The following is a 21,705-nucleotide window of genomic DNA, read 5'->3' as shown; positions in this document are numbered from 1 at the left end:
ATGTATAAAGGTGGAGTTATTGGTGGCATGGGCCCATTAGCTACGGTCGAATTTTATAACCGACTGGTGCGTAAGAGTCCCGCGAACTCTGATAATGAGCATGCTGATATAATTATTCTGAATCATGCAACCATTCCTGATCGCACACGATGCATTACGAATCATCGTGATGATGATTTTCTTAATGCAATCCGTCCTGATTTTGATTTGCTGAATTCTTTAGGTGTTAAGGTTATTGCTATTCCATGTAATACCAGTCATTACTATTACGATAAGCTGTGCGAATTCACAGATATTCCCATTGTCAATATGGTGGAAAGTTCCATTATTGAAGCGAAAAAACGTGGGTTCACTCGTGCTTGTGTTTTCTGCACAGAAGGAACAGCATCGTCAGGTATTTATGAAAAGTATGCGCTCAAACATGGTCTGACTATTGTTGAGCTGGACGAGGCTGATCGTACAGCTATGATGGACACGATTTATTCCATTAAGGCAAAAAATTCTACAGAAGGGGAGAAGCTCAACGATGTTATCTCCCAATACTGTGACGCTCAGACTGTGGGTATTATTGCGTGTACCGAGTTAAGTTTGATTGATTTAAACGAGGCGAATAAGCCTTTGGCGTTGGATGCTCTCGATGTGTTGGTTGCACGCACATTAGAGTATCTGTATGAAACGAAGTAGATTACCACTTTATCTTTCATGCTGTGGCTTATCTTGTGGACATGACGATAGTCACAGCATGAATATTTTGCTGCCCCCCCTAATATTTTGCCCTGAGAATATTCAGGAATTTTTCAGCTTGCTTATGTAAGAATGCTAGTCTGAAGAATTCAAGACGTTTAAGGGTAAAATGAAAACGGATTTACCAAGTTTTTGACCGGTTGTTGTCGGTAGCGATACGAATGCATACAATGTGGCACGATCTTTTCACTCTGTATAGGGTGGGGTAACGAAGGTTTTCTGCAAATCTGAGCTGCTTATGGTTGCTCACTCCAAGATTTGCGATGTGAGTGTTATTCCTGATTTCGCTGATGACGCTGTGCTTGTGCGTACTTTGATTGAATACGCACAGCAGCATGCTCAGGCGCGTTTGGTTCTTTTTGCTGCGAGTGAAGAGTATGTGCATCGGATTTTATCGGTTCGTGATGAGCTATCACAATATTACATTATTCCGTATGCTCAGAAAGACCTAGGATTACGTATTTCCGATAAGCCACAGTTCTATGCGATGTGTGAGCAATACAATCTGCCATATCCTAGAACAACAGTTGTTACGCTTTTAATGATCTTGTGTGCAATCAGCCTGCCAAATCGCAGACCGTGTATGGAACTCAGAAGTTTGTATGGCTCAACTGTGGGCAGAGATTATTTAATCATGTAGTGAAAAAATATCATTCACAGCTCGCTGAACATGTTCCTTCTACCACGAATATTGGTAATACCTTGGATTACCGTCGAGATGGGCACTGGAAACGCAGAATACTAATTAGACGCTATTTGCGTGGATATAATAAGCGCATACTTGCTCAATATCGTCAGCAATCTTAGTCGAAACGTTTTCAACGCGCAACGAGCACGGTCTGCACGGCTATATCAAAACTATCGGGCGTAAAATCGCATACCTGACAGCCATATGCCGTGCTGATCGTTGAGCCAGCAAAACCGCTCAAAAAACGATCGTAATACCCGCCGCCATAGCCGATACGAAAGCCGTTGTGATTGACGGCAACGAGTGGCACATGAATCATGTCAATCGAATCAATGCTCACTATACTGTCTGCAGTATGCGCAAGCGGCTCAAGAATTCCAAAAGATGAGCGCACTAAATCACTGCTAGTTATATCGCAAAACTCCATACCTCGGTGAGCTAAGGTACGGGGGATAAGCACCTGCTTGCCATCCTTTAACGCTCGTTCAATAAAATCTTGCGTATTATATTCGTGAGGCAGAGCCATATATGTGGCTATAACCCTAGCATGCACATATTCAGGCGTGTTGCACAACTTCTCGAGAAGATACTTGTCGTCGCGACCTTTCTTCTTCCTATCTAGCGCTTTCATAGCCTGTAAAACATGGGCGCGAATTTCTTTTTTGCTCATACCTATGCTCATAGTGCTAGTGTACTCTGTGCATTCTCATTAGAATGGGAAAAGAGTAAATGAGGGCACTGCTGTAAAGCATGTGCATAAAGGAGCAGAGGATATGACTAATCGCGACAAATCCGACAAAACACAGGCATCGTTGCATAATAAACGCGCCTCATTGTCGGAGGTTAATCGCAGTATTACCGTTACGCAGTCACAGTCGTTCTGGCGAAACTTTTTTACTTTCTCTGGTCCGGGTGCTCTTGTGGCAGTGGGATATATGGATCCAGGAAATTGGATTACCAGTGTTGTAGGCGGTGCAACTTATAAATATGCTTTGCTCAGCGTTATTTTGCTGTCATCTCTGGTTGCTATGCAGCTTCAGCATATGTGTGGGAAACTGGGATTAGTAACCCATCAGGATTTAGCCCAGCATCTGGCTGCGCGTTCTCCAAAATGGCTGCGTTGGATACTTTTCGTTGTGATTGAACTTGCTCTGGTTGCCACTGATTTAGCAGAAGTATTAGGCTCGGCTATTGCTCTTCATCTGCTTTTTGATATTCCTATATTGATTGCGATTATTATTACTGTTCTCGATGTGATTATTTTGCTGGGGCTTATGCATTTGGGCTTTAGAAAGATAGAAGCTGTTGTGTCGGCTCTTATCTTTACGATTGTAGTTATTTTTGGTTATTTGGTTGCTTTGTCTGGACCAGATTTTGGCGATATTATGCGCGGATATATTCCTAATCCTGGAACTTTTATGAGCGGTAAGGATTCAGCAACAATTTTGGCGCTGAGTTTGGGTATTATCGGTGCAACAGTTATGCCGCATAACTTATATTTACATTCTTCGATTGTGCAGACACGAGATGTTGATTCTCGCAATGAGCAGGAGCTGGATAAAGCTGTGCGTTTTATGACTTTAGATTCAAACGTACAGTTAAGCATGGCTTTTGTAGTTAATTCGCTTTTATTGATTTTGGGAGCTTCTGTTTTTTATGGTCATGCTCAGGATGTTATGGCTTTCGAACAAATGTACAATGCTCTGGCAAATCCTCACATCGCGGGGGTTATTGCTAGTAAATTTGTGGCAACTCTTTTTGCAGTCGCTTTGCTGGCGAGCGGTCAGAATTCAACAATTACGGGTACTTTGACTGGTCAGATTGTTTTAGAAGGCTTTATGCATATTAAAGCGCCACAATGGATTATCCGTTTACTGACTCGTGCTATTACTCTTGTGCCAGTTATAGTTGTAGCAGTTCTGAGCAATGGTTCCGAGCATAGTTTGGACGATTTAATTGTGTATTCTCAGGTATTCCTTTCACTTGCTCTGCCGTTCTCTATCTACCCGCTGATTTATTTCACGTCTAAAAAGTCTATTATGGGGCGTTATGCTAATGCGCGATGGAACACCATTCTTGGCTATGTGGTGGCAACAGTACTTACTATATTAAATCTTCAGCTCATAGTGTCTGTGGTGATGTAAGATGCTTCGCGGAATAAATTTAGGTAACTGGTTGGTTCTGGAAAAGTGGATGGATTCCACGCCTTTTCACGGGAGTGAAGCTGCAGATGAAGTATGGCTCCATCGTGACTACGGTCACTCTGTACATGATGTGCTTCGCAAACATCGTGACACGTATATTACTGAGGAAGATTTTGAATCTTTGCATGGTGCAGGGGTTGAGCTCGTCCGTATTCCTGTTCCATATTTCGTTTTTGGTGACCGTGATCCATACCTTGGCTGTATTGAATATATTGACCGTGCTTTTGAATGGGCAGAAAAACGTGCTATGCGTATTCTTTTAGACTTACATACCGTGCCAGGCAGTCAAAACGGTTTTGATAATGGTGGATTATCTGGAGTAGCACGATGGCATAGCAATGAAGAAGAAGTGCTCTTCGCCTTGTCTGTTATTGAACGTTTGGGCATACGCTACGGTAAACGGGCTGGCCTCTATGGTATTGAAGTTTTGAACGAACCTGCGAGTTGGAGTGTATGGCGTGCGAATAAGAAGACATATGTGGCGCGCGATCCTCAAGAAGCAGAAGGTTCAGCGCATGTTCCTATAAAGTTTCTCATACGTTTTTACAAAGCGGCATACAGCAGATTGCGTCGCGTATTAGGAAACGATAAAGTCATAGTTTTTCATGATGGTTTTCGTTTGATGTCTTGGCCGTGGATACGCATAACGCGCTTGAGAACAATGCATAATATTGCTTTCGATACGCATATTTATTCTACCTTTATAGAACGTTCAATGCCTGCATGGATTGCGCGGCTTGTGCAGTATGCGTCATGGCGGCGTAATTTTTATCGGTTCTTTTATGATATGCAACAGTTACGTATTCGTTGTGTGCGTGCGGCCGGTGCAGATGTGATAGTGGGCGAGTGGTGCGTAGAAAATCAAGAAAGTTTAGTTCTTGAAGAATATACGCATGATTTTGAGGATATGCAGTTATCTGCGTATGAGTCTGCAGGCGTGAGCGCTGAATTTATGTGGAGCTACCAGACAGAAAGAGATGAGAAAAAACGAGAGCGATTAGCAACATCGTGGAGGAGATTTTGGGACTGGCGTTATTGGCATAGGGGAAACGAGAACTAGAATGAACATATAGTATGGGGAGAACCGATAGCATCGATTCTCCCCTTCATCCTTTTCATATCTTGCTGTTGAGTTTTCCTATAGTTTTAATCGTGGACTGCGAAAACTGCTCGCTGAAGATCACTTCGCCAAGAAGAATGACCAATAAGAACTTCAAATTCGCCATTTTCTACAATTCGATGACCTTGAGCATCTACAATAGAGCAGTCAGACACCGGAATATTGAACTCCACAGTGCGAGTTTCTCCGGCTTCTAAAGTAATGCGCTTAAATGCTTTCAGTTCACGATCTGTCCAGCTCACTGACGTTACAATATCGCCAATATACAGTTGCACGATTTCCGTGCCTGAGCGTTTACCTGTATTGGTTACGTCAATCTGTGCATGAATTACTTCTCCATGAGCATACGCAGGAACAGTTACTTGTGGAGTATTCTCATCTGGCATAGCCCATACAGTACTCGAAATATCTTCGACACTTTCTTGAGCACGATGAGTGCCCAATAGGGTAATATCGCCATATTCAAAACTCGTATACGATAAACCTTCTCCAAAAGCGAAAGCTGGGTCTTGCGTCAAATCTGCATAACGGTTACCATGCTGACCGCGAATCTGGTTGTAATATACAGGCAATTGACCAGCATGACGAGGGAAAGTAATAGGTAAACGACCTGATGGATTAACCACACCATAGACGATTTCGGCGAGCGCTTGGCCACCCTTCATGCCCGGACTTGGAGCCCATAACAGAGCGTTAGCTTGTAGAGCGCTGTCAGGCAGAACTTGAGGCTTACTCGACATAAGAACAATAACTGTTGGAGTGCCGGTAGCAGTTACTGCATCAATGAGCGCGTTTTGACCGCCTAACAGTTCTAACGTGGCTGTAGAGCAGCCTTCGCCAATAAGCTGTATAACGTCGCCAACAACAACGACGGCAACATCAGCGTTCTTCGCGTTCTCTACGGCTTCATCAATAAGATGTTGATCAATTGCAGCGCTTTGACCTACAAGAGGACGAGGCTGCCCATCAGGATAAAACTCGCCATCTGGATCTGGAACGAGGTCAATAATATTCGCTCCCTGAGCAGTGGTCATGCTCCAACCTTCAGGTAGAAGTTTTTCTAAACCGTCTTTAATAGTTGTAATTTTCTCGCGTGGATGACCATCTTTAATCCACTCAACTTGACCTGAGCTTCCTGCCCAATCGCCCAACTGTGTTTGAGCATCATCAATCAGCGATCCAATCAAAGCGATAGAACCATATGCAGCTTCAAGAGGTAAAGTACCGTCATTGCGTAACAGAGTAATGCTTTCGCGGGTTAGTTCAAGATTAGCTTGAGCATGTTCATCGTTACCAATAATACGAGCAGCAGCATCCGCATCTGGCAGACGAGGATCTTCAAATAATCCCATACGGAACTTCAAAGCCAAAATGCGGCTGACTGGATCATCTAACTCACTTTCATCGAGCAGACCTCGCTGAACAGCCTCATACGTAGCTTCAAAGAACTCAGGGGAAGTCATAATCAAATCATTGCCTGCACGTACTGCTGCAACCGCTGCTTGCACAGGATTTTGCATTACGCGCTGCTCCCATACTAAACGGCTCACATTAGCCCAATCAGTAATAAGCGTGCCCTTATAACCCCACTGATTGCGCAAAACATCGTTGAGTAACCATTTATTCACGGTAATAGGTACGCCTTCAATCGACTCGTAACCCAGCATAAACGTGCCAATACCTTCTTTTGCCACACGTTCAAAAGGAGGAAGGAACCATGAGGCGAGCTTGCGGTGAGATAAATCTGCTTCAGAAGCATCGCGTCCGCCTTGAGTTTCGGAATATCCGGCAAAATGCTTTGCAGTAGCCAAAATCGAGTTCTTTCCCAGCGGCTTGTCGGAGTTGGTCATGCTGCCGCCTTGGTATCCGCGAGTCATAGCAGAAGCTAATTCGCCGATGAGATAAGGGTCTTCTCCGAAAGTTTCTCCTACACGACCCCATCGTGTGTCGCGAGAAATACATAAGACAGGGGAGAAAGTCCACTGCACGCCAGTCGTCACAGCTTCTCGCGCAGTAATGCGAGCAGCTTCCTCAATCTTTTCGCTATCCCAGCTGCACGCCATACCAAGCTGTTCAGGGAAAATCGTTGCACCAGGATAGAAAGAATAACCGTGAATAAGATCATCACCCACTAGCAGAGGAATTCGCAAACGAGTGCGTTGAACTAAATCGTTTGCTCGATATAAGTCAGCGGGAGATGTATGCAAAATAGAACCAGCGGTTTTGCCAAGAACTATATCATCCAAATCATCCTGAGCATTGAGTTGTAACATCTGACCAATTTTCTCGCGCAATGTCATGCGTGAAAGCAGATCAGCCACACGCTCATCCACACTGAGCTGAGAATCCCAATACGCTTCTGTGTTGTTTGCTTCTGTTGTGTTAGGTGCGTCGTTGCTAGTCATTTAAGTCCTCTCTGAATTAAATGTTTGCGAGTACTACTCTAAGCAGTGGCGTTGAAAAGTTGAGTATGGTGTGTTGATATTCCCTGCGAACTCATACCTACGACACACGGTATTCCCATATCGTGGACGACATGATTTTTATTTTCCTAAGGCTTATGGTAACTTCATAGCAACGCACAAACAAGAAAGGAGCATGGCATGCGTAATCTGTCCCTCATCGCATGGCGTAGCTGGCGTGCTTGGCGCACTTGGCAAGGATAGATTGCATGTATGTTCCTCACATAGATGCATATTCCTCAGCAGGACCTGTATCTATGTGAGATACTCGAAAGCTACACTCCACTGTTTGGCTCAGCAGAATTCTCATCTAGATAGACGATGAGAATTTTTTATATGTTCTCTCTAAATGGTTCTGATGAATCCTTCACTCATACACAACCAATACATAACGAACAGAAAGAACATAAGATGACCACTACAGCAGCTCAACCAATCACATCAGCAGGATACTTCGGCGAATTTGGAGGCAGCTTCGTTCCTGAGCCAATCCAAAAACTGCTCGATGAGTTAGAAACAACTTTCAACGCTTCCAAGGATGATCCAGAATTCATTGCGCAATATCATCAATTACTTGCGCAGTATGCTGGTCGTGAAACACCACTGTATTATGCTGAGTCTCTCACACGCTATCTTGGTGGCGCGCGCGTGTACTTAAAGCGCGAAGACCTCAATCATTTAGGTTCTCACAAACTTAATAATGTTCTCGGTCAGATTTTATTAGCGAAACGGATGGGCAAAACCCGCGTTATTGCTGAAACTGGAGCAGGACAACACGGCGTAGCAACAGCCGCAGCGGCAGCACGTTTCGGCATGCAATGCGATATTTATATGGGAGCAGTCGATGCTCAACGTCAGCAACTCAATGTTTTCCGCATGGAACTCATGGGCGCAACCGTACATGCTGTTGAGGATGGAACAGCCACACTGAAAAATGCTGTAGACGCAGCATTCGCCGCATGGATGAACGATCTCGACGCCTTCTATGTGCTCGGATCTGCAGTAGGTCCACATCCTTACCCAAGCATTGTGCACGAGTTCCAAAAGATTATTTCTGTGGAATCACGTCGTCAAATTCTTGAACAAGAAGGTCGCTTGCCAGACGCTGTTATTGCCTGCGTAGGTGGAGGCTCGAATGCTATTGGTGCATTCTCGCAATATATTGACGATGAAAACGTTAGTCTCATTGGCGTGGAAGCAACAGGTAAAGGTTTAGATACTCCTCTTCACGCTGCAACCATGGAAAAAGGACGCATTGGTATTATTGACGGCATGAAAACCTACTCACTGTTTGACGATAATGGTGAGATTGCAGAAGTATATTCCATTTCTGCTGGATTAGATTATCCAGGAGTAGGACCAGAACACGCTTTCCTTAAAGATTCAGGTCGCGTTGAATATACAGGAGCTACCGATGATGAAGCTGTGGATGCTCTTGTTACCTTGAGCAAAACTGAAGGTATTTTGCCAGCCATTGAAAGTTCTCACGCTTTGGCAGAAGCTATCAAACGCGCGCCACACATGAGCCCTGACCAGATTATTATCGTGAACGTTTCAGGGCGTGGCGACAAAGACGTACAGCAAGTAAAAGATTATTTGGCTCAACGCGCATAAATCCTAAACCTACAATACGAAAGACACTACTATGGCTCCTACTATCGCTCTGGCTGCATTAATGATACTATTCGCCTTCAGTGAGTATATTGCGTCCAAAACTCGGGCAACTATTTCGAGCGTTCTCGCTCTAGCTGTGCTCATGCTAGCAGGATTTTGGACAGGAATATTGCCAAAAGATATTTTTGAAACGACAGGCATTAAAACTTTTGGTACGTTGATTGCCGGTTTATTAATTACATCGCTTGCTACCACGCTTGATTTTGCGGAAATGAAACGACAAATCAAGGTTATTATTATTGCGCTAGTAGGAGTTGCGGGTGGAACAGCTTTGATTTTTGCTGCAGGTTACGCTTTCCATATGTTTGATTTTGCACTGGCGGGAAGTCCGATTTTTGCGGGCGGAAGTGCGGCAACACTGCTGATAACCACTGCTTTAGATGGAAAAGGGTATGAATTAATTATTACTTTCTGCTTGGGGCTACTTATTTTCCAAAAGTTCGTGGGTATTCCTATAGCATCATACTTCTTAAAGAAAGAAGCACGCGCTTTTATAGCTGATAATAATGCTGTTGCCCAGTACGCGCATGATAACCAGTCAGACAGTGCAACAAAACCTAAACTGTTACAGATTCCTGAAAAAGAACAGAAAGCTTCTACATATTTAGCAAAACTTTCATTGATCGCAGCAATCAGTTATGTGCTTGCAGGCTTAACGCATGGGGTAGTGCACTATTTTGTGATGTGCTTGATTGTGGGAGCAATCGCATACGCTCTAGGTTTTCTCGAATCCGGTATTCTGCAGAAAGCACAATCTAATGGGCTAATCATGTTCTTGGTCACAGTGCTTATCTTCTCCAATCTGGCATCGGTAACCCCAGCCATGATTGCACATATTGTTGGTCCCCTCATCCTTTTTATGAGCATGGGTGTTATCGGGGTGCTCGCACTCAGTTACCTCACAGGTAAACTCCTGCACGTCAGCCCATATCTCGCCATGACCCTAGGTATCAGCTGCACATTCGGATTCCCAACCACACTCGTGATGCCTCAAGAAGTGGCATCGAGCGTAGCAAGCAACGACACACAGAAACAAGCTATCGAAAACTATCTCGTACCAAAAATGCTGGTAGCTGGAATCATCACCGTCACCATAGCCTCAGTACTTATGGCTGGCGCAGTCGTCAACTATTTCTAAACCTATAAAAAGATAAACCAATGAACGTAACAGACGCAATCATCAGCGCTTTTCTTCACGAGCGCGAACAAGAAATCATCGATACTGTTGAAAACATCGTCAACATAGATAGCGGATCGAGGAATATTGAAGGAACAACCGCGGTCGCCACAGTTTTGAGCGAACGGCTCGCACAGTACGGAATTGAGGTACAACTCGAACCAAGTCAAGGAGCAGGGCCTCTACTTGTTGCGCATATTAATCAAGACAACACGAGCCAAGCTCCCATCAGCTTCCTGGGACATATGGATACTGTTTTCCCAGACGGCACAGCAGCTGAACACCCGTTCAGTATCGACGATAATGGCAATGCGCACGGGCCAGGCGTTGTCGATATGAAACCAGGCGCAGTCATCGCCGTCTATACACTGATTGCTCTGAACCAACTCAGCACTTTTACACAACCAGTGCAGCTCGTGTTAGTCAGTGATGAAGAAAACCTCCATATGTTTTCTAACGCTCGAGAAATCATCCAACAACACACACAAACGAGCCAATACGTGCTCAACTTTGAAACTGGACAGCTTGATGATGGCATTGTGCTCAGCCGAAAAGGCGGCATGATTGTAGACATTGAAGTTTTCGGTAAAGCAGCACACTCAGGTATGGCAGTGCGCGAAGGACGATCAGCCATTCTCGATATAGCACACAAAATCATCGCTATAGAAGCACTCAACGATATAGATAATGGCATACTTCTTAACTGTGGAAAAATAGAAGGCGGAATTGGCGAAAACGTCATACCAGACTACGCAAAAGTTAGTATCGGCGCACGATTCGATACGGTAGAACAACGCGATTACATTATTAACGAGCTTACACAACTATCTGAGACTGCATACGTAGAAGATACGCGCACACACATGAATATTCGCACCATTATGGACGCCATGATGTGCACAGACGAAAGCGAAAAACTCTTTGAGAAACTCAGTGCAACAGCACGACGTATAGGCTACGGCTCAATCCACGCTAGCCATGTGAATGGTGTATCTGACGCAGGTATTACCAGCTCATTAGGTATTCCTACATTATGCGCTCTCGGCGCTCGCGGTACAGGCGCACATAGCAGTACAGAAGAATACTCTCAGGTGGCATCTTATGTGCAGCGTGCGCAATTAGCTGCGTGTTTTGTGGCGCAGCAGGGGGGGGGAATAGAGTGAACAGCGGGAGTAGCCGGTGTGCCGGTGAGTAGTGGCGTAAGGGGGAGTAGCGGGAGTAATGTCGCTGAGAAATTATATAGCTACGTTGTAGTTGACGACACGTTGAACGGGTTCTCTCTTGCAACGGGTAGAACACTGAAAAGTGGCGTGTTCACTGTTGTAGTTTATGACACGTCCAACGTGTCATAAACTACAACAGCCAAAACCTTTAAGTCAGCCCTAGTAAAAGCAATAGCACACGCAACTAGGGTGTGTCAGGGTTTTTGCAGATGGTGGGTTGCCCTATGGCGAGTTATTTTTGGGGTCTTGAGGCTGGTCGCAATGAGGTTGTACTTGACCTGGGGATATTTTTGGTTCATCACACAGTCAACCAAAAAAGGTTAGCCAGTATGCTGTGCACACCATAACCTTTCGTCTTTCTCGTGCAGCACACACAACCATAAGGGGTATTGCTCTTGATTTAAGAGTGCTGCATGGCAACACACTGCTCCCAGTCAGACTGCGTTGAACACGCCATGTTTGAGAACAGAAAAACAAGCAATAATCAGACTCAAATGTGTTCCCAGTAAGTCCGCGTTCAACACGTCATGTCTGGGAACATACAAAACCACATACACAAAAACCTGACACGCCCGTGTGTGCCCATCTATGTGCGACTTTAACCTAAAACCCGCGATTTTAACCTAAAACTCACGCCTCGCCCTACAATAAAAACATGATGAAAATCAAAATTATTGCAGTGGGCAAACTGAAAGAAAAATATTGGAAACAAGCCATCGACGAGTATGTGAAGAGACTGGGTGCTTACTGCACTATAGATATTGTGGAGCTGTCGGACGAAAAAACACCTGATAAAGCCAGCGCTAAAGAAGATGAACATATTCTCGCAACAGAAGGTGAACGCATTCTAGGCAAAATCGGTCATGATGATTATGTTATTGCTCTCGCGATTGAAGGCACACTGATTACAAGCGAAGCTTTAGCATCCCAACTAGAAAAACTCAGTGTGCATGGAACAAGCAAAATTACTTTTGTTATTGGTGGGTCACTTGGTTTATCTCCTCAGGTCAAGCAACGCGCCAATGAACTTATTTCTTTCGGACGTATTACTTTGCCTCATCAGTTAGCTCGTGTTGTGCTTAGCGAGCAGATTTATCGCGCATACAGAATCATGAATCATCAGGCATACCATAAATAGGAAACACGCAGTTAGTATGCTTAGCAAACAAAGATAATTAGCACGCAACTCTACGGAAACTTAACAAAGTACTACTCCTATGACCACTCACACAACACATGAAACCAACGCGCACGAAGAACTATCACCCTCAAACCCTCATACTCTAACCATCGGTCTGCTCGTCAGCTTGAAGCGTGGTGAAGTCGAGCAGATTGCAGAGCGTTCGGGCATAATAGCGTAGTTTTATGCCTGTTCAAGACGATGAGAACGCGCGTACACCTCGTGCAGTTTCATCCGTGCAGCTGGATGTGAATGATTTAGCACACTGCGATATTATTTTTGGTTGGCATCCCCATCTTGCTCAGGCTGTTGCTATGCCTGGCTCTCAGATTTGCTGGATACAGTTGTTTAGCGCAGGCGCTGATTACGTTCCTTTGGACTGTATGCGTCACAATAACATCATAGTAACCACGGCAAGCGGTGCAAATGCTCCAAATATTGCACAGCAAGTTCTTGCATATATGCTGATGTTCGAGAGGCGCTTGCACTTACATGTGCGCGAAGCTCAGCTGGGTTTATGGACGCAGTGGGGCGGTTGGGGTGAGTTGACCGGTAAAACCGTCTGCGTTCTTGGAACAGGAGAAATTGGCACAGAAACAGCACGTTTATGCCATGCTATGTCCATGACAACCATCGGCGTTAATAGGTCAGGGCATAGCAGTGAGAATTTTGATTCATGCCTAGACCTTACACATATGAGAGAGGCGATTGCGCAGGCTGATTATGTGGTGAACGCTTTGCCTTTGACTGCCGATACAGCAGATTGTGTGAATGCTCAGGTATTTCAAGCGATGAAAAGTAGCGCATATTACATCAACGTAGGTCGTGGAAAAACTACTGTGAGCCGTGATTTAGTAAGCGCTATTCAATCGGGCAATATTGCTGGCGCTGCTTTAGACGTATTCGATACTGAGCCATTACCGCACAGCGATATTTTATGGACTCTGCCTAATGTTATATGCACTCCACATACAGCTGGTTATAGTGATATGTACACTCAGCGCGTGTTGAATTCTTTTCTTGATAATCTTAATTCGTTTGCATGCGACGGACAGCCGAAAAAGCATATTCTTAACCTCAACGCAGGCTATTAGGAAGACTTCAGGCTCGCACATGTAAGCGCAGCGGTAGAGAGCAGAACGTAGCGAAAGAATACCACGGACGTTTAATATGAACCTTTGCCACGAACTGTCGCCACGAACGAGAAGAGAGCATGAAAGTGTGGATGAGGTCTGATGACACAACACCTGAGCAGCGAGCCTGGAAACATTGAGATAGGCGAGGGAGCACAGTTAGTACACGCGCGTGATTCCTCACACATACTGTTTTCGCTGTTTCTTATGCTCGCAGGCCTCATCATGCGAGCACCCATAGTAGTTTTGCCAATTTATATTGAGCCTATGGCAGAGCACATGCATCGTGATGTGGGAAGTTTCGGTATTATTACGAGCCTTCCTTTAGTTATGTTTGTTGTGGTCTCACTTCTTGTGCCATGGTTAGTGCAAAAGATCAATCTCACGCGCACATTCCAAGTAGCATCTGTTTTTATTTTTGTTGGCTCTATGCTGCGTGGAGTACTAACGTGGAATACCATGCTTGCTGGCACGGTTTTAGTGGGCATTGGTATAGCTATTTTGAACATTGGTATGCCAACTTTAGTGTCTGAGAAATTCTCACAACAGCCTGGGCTGTATACCATGCGATACTGCGCTGCCATAGTTGTGGGCGCTATTGTCCTCGTTCTTCTCTCACCTTTCGTATCTGCAACGATTGGCTGGCAAGCTATGCTGTGGGTGATGGCTGCTATGACCGCGTGTCCGATGCTTTTGTCGTTCTTTTTACCTCAACTAACAGTAGAAACTCCTGAGGCAACGGACTCTGAGAACAAAGGGATGCATAACTCGGTTATTGATCTGAGCCTTCTTCGAGATGTGCGCATATGGCTTTTTATTGGCATGTTCGCTGGTCAATCGTTCTTGAGCTATACGATGAGCGCATGGCTTCCCAGTATTTTGAACGCAGACGATGTTCAGTCTGTGCATAACACCATTATTATGCTTATTTTTAATGCAATCGGTTTACCTATTTCTGTGGGCATTCCATTCTTCGTAGCACGTACTTCACGTCGTTATCATATTATTGCGGTAACGGCTTTAACAGCTTTACAGGTTGGCGTAGCTGCTCTTTTCCCTCTGCACTCAGTTTTGGGCATCTCATACTGGTACGTTTTTGCTACGGTTACCTGCGCCTTCTTTACGACTATTTTCGTGATGGTTTTGACCTTTTATCCGATTAAGGCTGCTACTGCTGCAGATGCTGCAGAGATTTCCGGCATGTCTCAATCAGTGGGCTATCTTATTGCAGCAACAGGTCCTGTTTTGTACGGCTGGATGTATGGAGATGCTATGCCAGGCGTATCCTTCGTTTTTGCCATGATTTTAGTTGTCGTGATTAATGCGTGGTGTTCATGGCATGTTATTCGTATGAATGTGTTCAGCGTTCGTAACACACAGGAGAAGCACTAATGACTCGCGAGATTCAACTGTACAGTGTATACCGTCATTTTAAGGGTAATTATTATTACGTAGAAGACTGCGCTACAGACAGCGAAAGCGGTGAAACGGTCGTGATTTATAGGCCTTTATATGGTGAGCGTCGTCTGTGGGTGCGTCCGTTAAGTATGTTTTTATCTGCTGTTGATAGGCAGAAATACCCTCATGCTGAGCAAGAGTATAGATTTGAACAGATAGATTTGTGACATTTTCTCTATTTTGTCATCTTTATTATTGAGTAGGAGTTCACTCGCATAATATCGATGGCAACGATTCCATAACGGGATGGGATTGAGAAAGACATGCAGCACACTGTAGTGCATAGGGGGGTTATTATGTTATTCCAAGTATATGGGGCACATGCCGCCACCCAATGGTTGGGTTGGATTATGGTTTTTGTGGCACTGATTGCTTTGAACGAGTTATCTCGCCGTTCGAAAGCTGGCGGTTTGATTATGTTTGCCGCTTTACCAGCAGCAATGACCGTCTACTGTATAGCTGTTATTAGTGGAGCAGCTATGGGAGCTGACTGGGCTGTGAACAATCCAACGAATGTTTTTGCTAATGGATGGTTCCACTACGCTAAAGTTTACGCAGCTCTAGCAGGATGCCTCGGCTTTATGGTGATTAAATATCGCTGGGGAAAGCTTGGTAAAGCCCGTTGGTTTAGAGCTTTTCCTTTCGCTATTGTTGCGTTAAATATTTTAATTGCAGTTATTTCTGATTTTGAATCAGCAGCGCACTTCTTTACCGGCAACTACACCATGATGAACGGTTCTCCAGTATGGACCACATCCGAGCATATTACCGTGGTTACTGGCTGGCACAATGTATTTAATGGTGTGGCAGGTTTGATTAACATCATGTGCATGACTGGCTGGTGGGCAGTCTACTCGTCAAAGAAAAAAGACGATATGATTTGGGCAGATATGACATGGGTATTCATCGTATCTTACGATTTGTGGAACTTCTGCTACACTTACAATAATTTGCCAAATCATTCTTGGTATTGCGGTTTTGCTTTGTTGTTGGCTCCAACCGTGGCAAATATGCTATGGAATAAGGGAGGATGGATTCAAAATCGTGCTAATACCTTGGCTATCTGGTGCATGTTTGCTCAGGTCTTCCCACAATTCCAAACATCCATGCCTGAGCTGGGAGTAGATAGTCCATTCGCAGTTAATTCCACAATGAATGCTACAGCAAATCTGTGGGTATCTGTTCTTGCCTTACTCGCAAATATTGCAGCCATTGGTTATATTGCCTACCGTGCACACAAGTTGCAGGTTAACCCGTACACGCATGAAGTCTTTACGGGAACTCGTGACTTTGAAAAGGCGAATGCTCGCGTTGATGAATTCGATCGAGAAGCAATTATTGCTGTGAAGTAAAAAAGTTGGTCGGCATGTGAACTGCCGACCAACTTTTATATTTACTCTGATAAGAAGTGTTTCTCGTCTGGCAGTACCCAACTAAGGATGAGCGCTACCACAAAGGCAATAGCAATCGCATTAGAGAAGACTGACTGGAAGAGAGCAGGGAAGTACTGGAAAATACCCTGAGCCTGAGTAAAACCAATACCGATGGTTAAAGCCAAAGTCACAATAGTAATATTGCGTTGCGTAAAACCGGCTTTGGCAATCATCTGAATGCCTGCCAACACAATCGAGCCGAACATCATAATCGTGCAGCCGCCCAAAACAGCCTGAGGAAGCGAATTAAATACTGCAGCTAAACAAGGGAAGAAGCTTGCCAGAATCAAAATCAAACCACCGGTCAAAATAACTTTACGGTTTACTACCCTGGTAATAGCCACCAAGCCAACGTTCTGCGCAAAAGAAGTTAATGGCAAAGCGCCAAAGAAACCTGCAACAGAAGAGATAAAACCGTCACCGGCAATAGCTCCAGCAGTTTCGCGGTCTGTTGGTTCACGGTTAAAACCAACCTGAGTTAAAGACGAGGTATTACCCAAAACTTCTACAGAAGAAACTACATACAGCAAAGTGAAAGATACAATCGCATTCACATCAAACTTAATACCAAAAGGCATAAGTGGAGCAATATGAGGTAAAGATACAATGCTCAAGCCTTGGAAATTACTAAAATCTACCATATGAGGAGCAATGCCGCTGAGAGTAAAAATCAAAGCAATAATATAGCCAACAACAAGACCGAAAAGCACGGATAATTGTTTAGCAATACCTCGAGTTAAAACTTGGAAAGCAAGGCAAGCAACCAAAGTGATAGTAGCGACGGTGAGGTTCTGCCACGAACCAAAATCTTTCGTTCCAGATCCGCCACCAAAAGAGGTAGCGCCCACAGACAGCAAAGAAAAACCAATAGTTGTTACCACTACTGCAGAAACAATCGGATTAATAAATGGTTTCCAATATTGTGCGGTAAGCCCCAAAAGCAACTCAACAAAGCCGCCCACAATCACAGCACCAATTACTGCTCCATAACCTAACTTAGGGTCAGAAGCGACTAAAGTTGCTGCGGCTACATAGGTAAAAGATATGCCCGTAACGATTGGTAGACGACCGCCAATTCGCCATAAAGGGTAAAGCTGCAAACATGTGCCCAAACCGGCCACAAGCAGAGCGGAACTAATAATCCATGCACTTTGCTCTGCGGTGAGTTGAGCAGCAGCAACCACAATCGCAATAGGCGCAAGGTTGGCAACGAACATGGCGAGCACATGCTGAATACCAAAAGGAATGCCAGTCCATAGGGAAATCTTGCCATCGAGCTGACGCAAAGCAGCTTCAGTTGAGCCTAAACTCGATGGAGGAGTAGTGCTGTTTGTCTCAGCAGAAGACGTACTCGTCATCTGTAATCTCTCTTTCTCTCTTACAGTTCTTCTTGACGTGTAGCACGTAGGGCGAGCCTGAGTTGTTACCTTGTGTTGTCACCTGAGTTGCGCCGCACATCAAGAAGATAAATAGTTAAGGCTGTGCGATTGCTTTCGTGTGATTGCGCTCGTACAGCCTTAGCCTACATTTTAATAAAACTCAATGCTTCCATCGGTGGCATCCATAGTGCGGATTCTCGCTAAAGATTCCACGCGATACCCACGTTGACGTAACGCATCGCCACCGCCTTGGAAGCCTTTTTCCACAGCAATACCGAAGCCTTCAACAACAACTCCGGCGCTTTCGCAAATATGAAGTAAACCATTGAGAGCATTACCATTGGCTAAGAAGTCATCGATAATAAGCACATGCTCACCTTCAGTAAGGAACTTCTTTCCCACAATCACAGGGAATTCCTTTTGTTTTGTAAAGGAATAAATTGACGTGGAATACTGCTCGCCATCAAGGTTAATGGACTGAGCTTTCTTTGCGAAAACAACAGGGACGTTCTGGAAGTGACGTGCAGCCATGCACGCGATGCCAATGCCAGAAGCTTCGATGGTCAGAATCTTATCGATGCGCGTGCCTTCGAATAAACGCGCCCATTCTTCGCCCATTTTATCGAATAACGTAATATCGCACTGGTGATTCAAAAACGCATCTACTTTGAGCACGTCGCCAGGCTTAACAGTTCCCTCTTCGCGTATGCGATCTTCAAGAAGCTTCATGGAAAATCCAATTCTTCATACACTTGTCTGGCGTCAACATGACCTGCTTAAAGCAAGACGGTCTGCTTAAAGCGAACTGACCCGCTGAAAGCAAGCACGCGAACAGCGCTAACAAGTTGTGTCGGATAGTGTGTGCGCAACATAAGTATGCGCCCACATAGCATAACGCGCGCGTGTGACGTGAGCGGGGTTGGGGTGGTGAGGTGGAATTGGGGGTGAGGTTGTGTTGAACGGGGCTGGGTAGTCTGCGGTGGTGGTAATCGGATTTGGCTGGTTTTGGGGCGCGGTCGGGCGCAAAAGCGAATGCATGTTGTGCGCAACGCCGCTTTAATCCGTGATGAATAAATATGTACATTTCTGGTCTGTAAGCCGCGTGTGCTAAAAAAGAGCAATGAGTTTTTCGCAGTCGGGTTTCGATTTTGATGGTTATGCACACGAAGGTTATGCACACGAAGGCACGAACAATACGCATACTAATGCTGATAGTCAGAGCCTTACAGAAACAGGAGTGTATGCTCGCACAGCTCAGGATCTGCTTGGCGGTCTGAACGCTCATCAGCTCGAAGCCGTACAATACGAGGGGCCTGCACTGTTGATTGGTGCGGGTGCTGGTTCAGGTAAAACGCGCGTGTTAACGCGCCGTATTGCATGGGCTTTAACGCAATGGCGTGCTTATCCAAGCCAAATTCTGGCTATTACCTTTACGAACAAGGCTGCAGCTGAAATGAAGGAACGTTTGGGTTCTCTTATTGGTCCGGTTGCACAAAAGATGTGGGTATCGACTTTCCACTCCGCTTGTGTGCGTATTTTACGTCGCCACGGAGAATCTATTGGTTTGAAATCAGGTTTTACCATTTACGATACTGCTGACTGCCAGCGCTTGGTAAACCTGATTGCAGGTGAACTCAATATTGACACGAAGCGTTATACTCCGCGCAGTATTTTGGGCGCTATTTCGGATTATAAGAATCAGCTGATTGGTTGGCGTGAAGCTTTAGCACATGCTGCCAGCGATTATGCGCCCGGAAAGCGCGGTCAACATATTGCTAATTTAGGCAATAAAGAAGAAGTTTTTGCAGTGTGCTATGCAGAGTATCAGCATCGTTTGAAGGCTGCAAATTCTGTTGACTTTGATGATTTACTTGTGCGCACTGTAGAACTTTTCCGCACAGATATGCAGGCTTTGGAGTTTTACCGCAGGCGTTTCAGCTTTATTTTTGTAGATGAGTATCAGGATACCAACCACGCTCAGTATGTGCTTATCCGTTTATTGGCAAGCAAGGAATTACCTGACGCTACGCCAATGGCTCGTCCTGCGTGGGTAACAGTTGTGGGTGATTCTGATCAGTCAATTTATGCTTTCCGTGGCGCAGATATTTCGAATATTTTGGATTTTGAGAAAGACTTCGATAATGCTCGAACTATTATGCTCGAACAGAATTATCGGTCTACTCAAAATATTTTGAACGCTGCCAATGCAGTGATTTCTCAAAATTCGAATCGCACGCCAAAGAAATTATGGACTGATTTAGGTGAAGGTGCTTTGATTACTGGTTATGCTGCAGATAATGCCCAGCAGGAAGCACAGTGGATAGCGCAGGAAATTGCGCGTATGGAAGCTGAAGGCGAATTCCCATATTCCCAGATGGCTATTATGTATCGTGCGAATGCTCAGTCGCGTTCCTTAGAAGAAGGGCTGATTAATGAGCATATTCCATATCAGATAGTGGGAGGAACACGTTTCTACGAGCGTGCTGAAATTAAGGATGCTATGGCTTATGTGCATGCCATTGCAAATCCAGCTGATGATGTGAGTACGCGGCGTATTTTGAACGTGCCTAAGCGAGGTTTGGGTGCGCGCGCGGAAGCGTTACTTAACGAGGATGCTGCTTCACGTGGCGATACGTTTTGGAGTGCAATTGAGTTTATTGAGCGCAATAGTGCAATTTCTGCGCGTAGTAAGAAGGGGATTGTTGCTTTCCGTGATTTAATGCGTTCGTTGCGTGCTTTTGCTGTGGAACATGACAATAAGCCAAGCGAAATTATTGCTGAAGTGCTTAACAAGTCAGGATTGCTTGAGACTCTAAGACAATCAGAAGACCCTCAGGATGCTACGCGCGTAGATAATCTCAGTCAGTTGCAGTCCGTGGCTGCTGAATACGAGCAGAACACGCCTGACGCTACTTTAGCTGGTTTCTTGGAGACTACTGCTTTGGTTGCTGATTCTGACCAGTTACCGGGAGAAGGCGAAGACCACGGCACTGTTACTTTAATGACTCTACATACCGCGAAAGGATTGGAATATCCTGTGGTCTTCTTGCCTGGTATGGAGCAAGGAACCTTCCCTCATTCACGCAGTATTGAAGACGAAAAAGAGCTTTCTGAAGAACGACGTTTAGCTTATGTGGGTATTACTCGAGCTCAGCGAAAACTGTACGTGACGCGTGCAGCAGTTCGCTCGCAATGGGGGCAGGCTAGCGAAATGATGCCAAGCCAGTTTTTAGATGAAATTCCTGATAATTTGATGCGCTGGGAACGCCGTGAAGCAACGGTAGAGAAGATGCGTAGCAGCTGGGCAGGGGGAGATGAGTTCGGCAGCGATGATTTCGATGATTTTACTGATTACGGTAGCTGGTCGTCACGTCCATCACCGAAATCAACTTATGGATCTGCGCGTTCTTCTTCACGCTCGACTTTCGGAGGCGGATCATCATCCCCACACATGCATTACGGTACGAGTTCTGTGGGAACACGGTCAACGTCTCGACGTAATCAAAGTTCTGGAGCCTTCTCCTCCGCGCGTAGCGGTCAAATAACAACGAAGCGTGTTAGCGCAACGAAAACCGCTGCGTCTTCTTCAGTCAAGGAAAACTCCTTTACTATTGCTGACTTTTGTGTGGGTGAAAAAATCATCCATGAAAAGCACGGCTTAGGAACAATCGTTTCTATGGAAGATAAAGGAACAAATTCCGTTCTCGTGGTGAACTTCGGTTCTTCAGGAACAAAACGGTTGCTTATTCGTTTATCACCTATCGAAAAACTCTAATCCTCAAGCTTTTGTAGATATGCAGGTGTAGACTCATGAACGTTGTGTGCGTAAT

At 45.1% G+C, this 21,705-nt stretch carries 18 protein-coding genes; 14 read left to right on the top strand and 4 right to left on the bottom strand.

The annotated features are described in order from the left end of the window. Together G464_RS0100205 and G464_RS0100200 are read left to right on the top strand one after the other, a co-directional pair. Nucleotides 1-684 (top strand): aspartate/glutamate racemase family protein, encoded by a 684-nt coding sequence (locus G464_RS0100205; protein ID WP_022856278.1) that lies wholly within the window; start codon nucleotides 1-3, stop codon nucleotides 682-684. 298 nt (nucleotides 685-982) lie between these two features. Beyond that, nucleotides 983-1,384 carry a hypothetical protein gene (locus G464_RS0100200; protein WP_021618281.1) on the top strand — a complete coding sequence of 134 codons (402 nt, stop codon included), beginning with the start codon at nucleotides 983-985 and terminating at the stop codon, nucleotides 1,382-1,384. A 178-nt stretch (nucleotides 1,385-1,562) separates the two neighbouring features. Here G464_RS0100200 and G464_RS0100195 read toward each other — a convergent pair whose 3' ends face one another. Continuing rightward, nucleotides 1,563-2,114 (bottom strand): 5-formyltetrahydrofolate cyclo-ligase, encoded by a 552-nt coding sequence (locus G464_RS0100195; RefSeq protein ID WP_022856277.1) that lies wholly within the window; start codon nucleotides 2,112-2,114, stop codon nucleotides 1,563-1,565. Nucleotides 2,115-2,205: 91 nt separating this feature from the next. Here G464_RS0100195 and G464_RS0100190 point away from each other — a divergent pair, with 91 nt between their 5' ends. Further along, entirely contained in the window at nucleotides 2,206-3,576 is a 1,371-nt protein-coding gene (locus G464_RS0100190) for an Nramp family divalent metal transporter (RefSeq protein ID WP_022856276.1), read from the top strand. A gap of 1 nt (nucleotide 3,577) precedes the next feature. Further along, on the top strand, nucleotides 3,578-4,696 hold the full coding sequence (locus G464_RS08275; protein WP_022856275.1) for a glycoside hydrolase family 5 protein: 1,119 nt from the start codon (nucleotides 3,578-3,580) through the stop codon (nucleotides 4,694-4,696). A gap of 86 nt (nucleotides 4,697-4,782) precedes the next feature. Here the strand turns inward: G464_RS08275 and G464_RS0100180 are convergent, their stop codons facing one another. After that, nucleotides 4,783-7,161, bottom strand: a complete 2,379-nt coding sequence (locus G464_RS0100180) for a glycoside hydrolase family 3 N-terminal domain-containing protein (protein WP_022856274.1) — start codon at nucleotides 7,159-7,161, stop codon at nucleotides 4,783-4,785. A 393-nt stretch (nucleotides 7,162-7,554) separates the two neighbouring features. Here G464_RS0100180 and trpB point away from each other — a divergent pair, with 393 nt between their 5' ends. From trpB to G464_RS0100140, 9 genes are all read left to right on the top strand, one after another. Beyond that, nucleotides 7,555-8,832, top strand: a complete 1,278-nt coding sequence (gene trpB, locus G464_RS0100175; protein WP_230467087.1) for a tryptophan synthase subunit beta — start codon at nucleotides 7,555-7,557, stop codon at nucleotides 8,830-8,832. Between the two features lie 31 nt (nucleotides 8,833-8,863). Next, nucleotides 8,864-10,030 carry a hypothetical protein gene (locus tag G464_RS0100170; protein ID WP_022856272.1) on the top strand — a complete coding sequence of 389 codons (1,167 nt, stop codon included), beginning with the start codon at nucleotides 8,864-8,866 and terminating at the stop codon, nucleotides 10,028-10,030. A 20-nt stretch (nucleotides 10,031-10,050) separates the two neighbouring features. Next, nucleotides 10,051-11,232 (top strand): M20/M25/M40 family metallo-hydrolase, encoded by a 1,182-nt coding sequence (locus G464_RS0100165; protein ID WP_022856271.1) that lies wholly within the window; start codon nucleotides 10,051-10,053, stop codon nucleotides 11,230-11,232. Nucleotides 11,233-11,950: 718 nt separating this feature from the next. Next, nucleotides 11,951-12,430 (top strand): 23S rRNA (pseudouridine(1915)-N(3))-methyltransferase RlmH, encoded by a 480-nt coding sequence (gene rlmH / locus G464_RS0100160; RefSeq protein WP_022856270.1) that lies wholly within the window; start codon nucleotides 11,951-11,953, stop codon nucleotides 12,428-12,430. Nucleotides 12,431-12,509: 79 nt separating this feature from the next. Further along, nucleotides 12,510-12,653, top strand: a complete 144-nt coding sequence (locus G464_RS09995) for a hypothetical protein (RefSeq protein ID WP_155237032.1) — start codon at nucleotides 12,510-12,512, stop codon at nucleotides 12,651-12,653. A 4-nt stretch (nucleotides 12,654-12,657) separates the two neighbouring features. Then, nucleotides 12,658-13,566 carry an NAD(P)-dependent oxidoreductase gene (locus tag G464_RS08270; RefSeq protein ID WP_022856269.1) on the top strand — a complete coding sequence of 303 codons (909 nt, stop codon included), beginning with the start codon at nucleotides 12,658-12,660 and terminating at the stop codon, nucleotides 13,564-13,566. 141 nt (nucleotides 13,567-13,707) lie between these two features. Next, nucleotides 13,708-14,997, top strand: a complete 1,290-nt coding sequence (locus G464_RS0100150; RefSeq protein WP_022856268.1) for an MFS transporter — start codon at nucleotides 13,708-13,710, stop codon at nucleotides 14,995-14,997. Further along, nucleotides 14,997-15,230 carry a DUF1653 domain-containing protein gene (locus G464_RS0100145; RefSeq protein ID WP_021618293.1) on the top strand — a complete coding sequence of 78 codons (234 nt, stop codon included), beginning with the start codon at nucleotides 14,997-14,999 and terminating at the stop codon, nucleotides 15,228-15,230. The genes G464_RS0100150 and G464_RS0100145 overlap by 1 nt, the downstream gene beginning before the upstream one ends. A 129-nt stretch (nucleotides 15,231-15,359) precedes the next feature. Further along, nucleotides 15,360-16,415: a DUF5692 family protein gene (locus G464_RS0100140; protein WP_022856267.1), complete on the top strand. Its 1,056-nt coding sequence runs from the start codon at nucleotides 15,360-15,362 to the stop codon at nucleotides 16,413-16,415. Between the two features lie 41 nt (nucleotides 16,416-16,456). Here the strand turns inward: G464_RS0100140 and G464_RS08265 are convergent, their stop codons facing one another. Then, nucleotides 16,457-17,854 carry a uracil-xanthine permease family protein gene (locus G464_RS08265; protein WP_022856266.1) on the bottom strand — a complete coding sequence of 466 codons (1,398 nt, stop codon included), beginning with the start codon at nucleotides 17,852-17,854 and terminating at the stop codon, nucleotides 16,457-16,459. 171 nt (nucleotides 17,855-18,025) lie between these two features. Then, a complete protein-coding gene (locus tag G464_RS0100130) occupies nucleotides 18,026-18,604 on the bottom strand; it encodes a xanthine phosphoribosyltransferase (RefSeq protein WP_022856265.1) in 579 nt (192 codons plus the stop codon). 391 nt (nucleotides 18,605-18,995) lie between these two features. On the opposite strand from G464_RS0100130, the gene G464_RS0100125 reads away from it, so the two are divergent. After that, nucleotides 18,996-21,650, top strand: a complete 2,655-nt coding sequence (locus tag G464_RS0100125) for a UvrD-helicase domain-containing protein (RefSeq protein WP_022856264.1) — start codon at nucleotides 18,996-18,998, stop codon at nucleotides 21,648-21,650. Nucleotides 21,651-21,705: the final 55 nt, after the last annotated feature.

Origin of the sequence: Alloscardovia omnicolens DSM 21503, assembly GCF_000420505.1 — a bacterium.
GTDB lineage: Bacteria > Actinomycetota > Actinomycetes > Actinomycetales > Bifidobacteriaceae > Alloscardovia > Alloscardovia omnicolens.
Note: the sequence above shows the minus strand (reverse complement) of the source record. Positions and strands in the feature narration are given on the sequence as shown.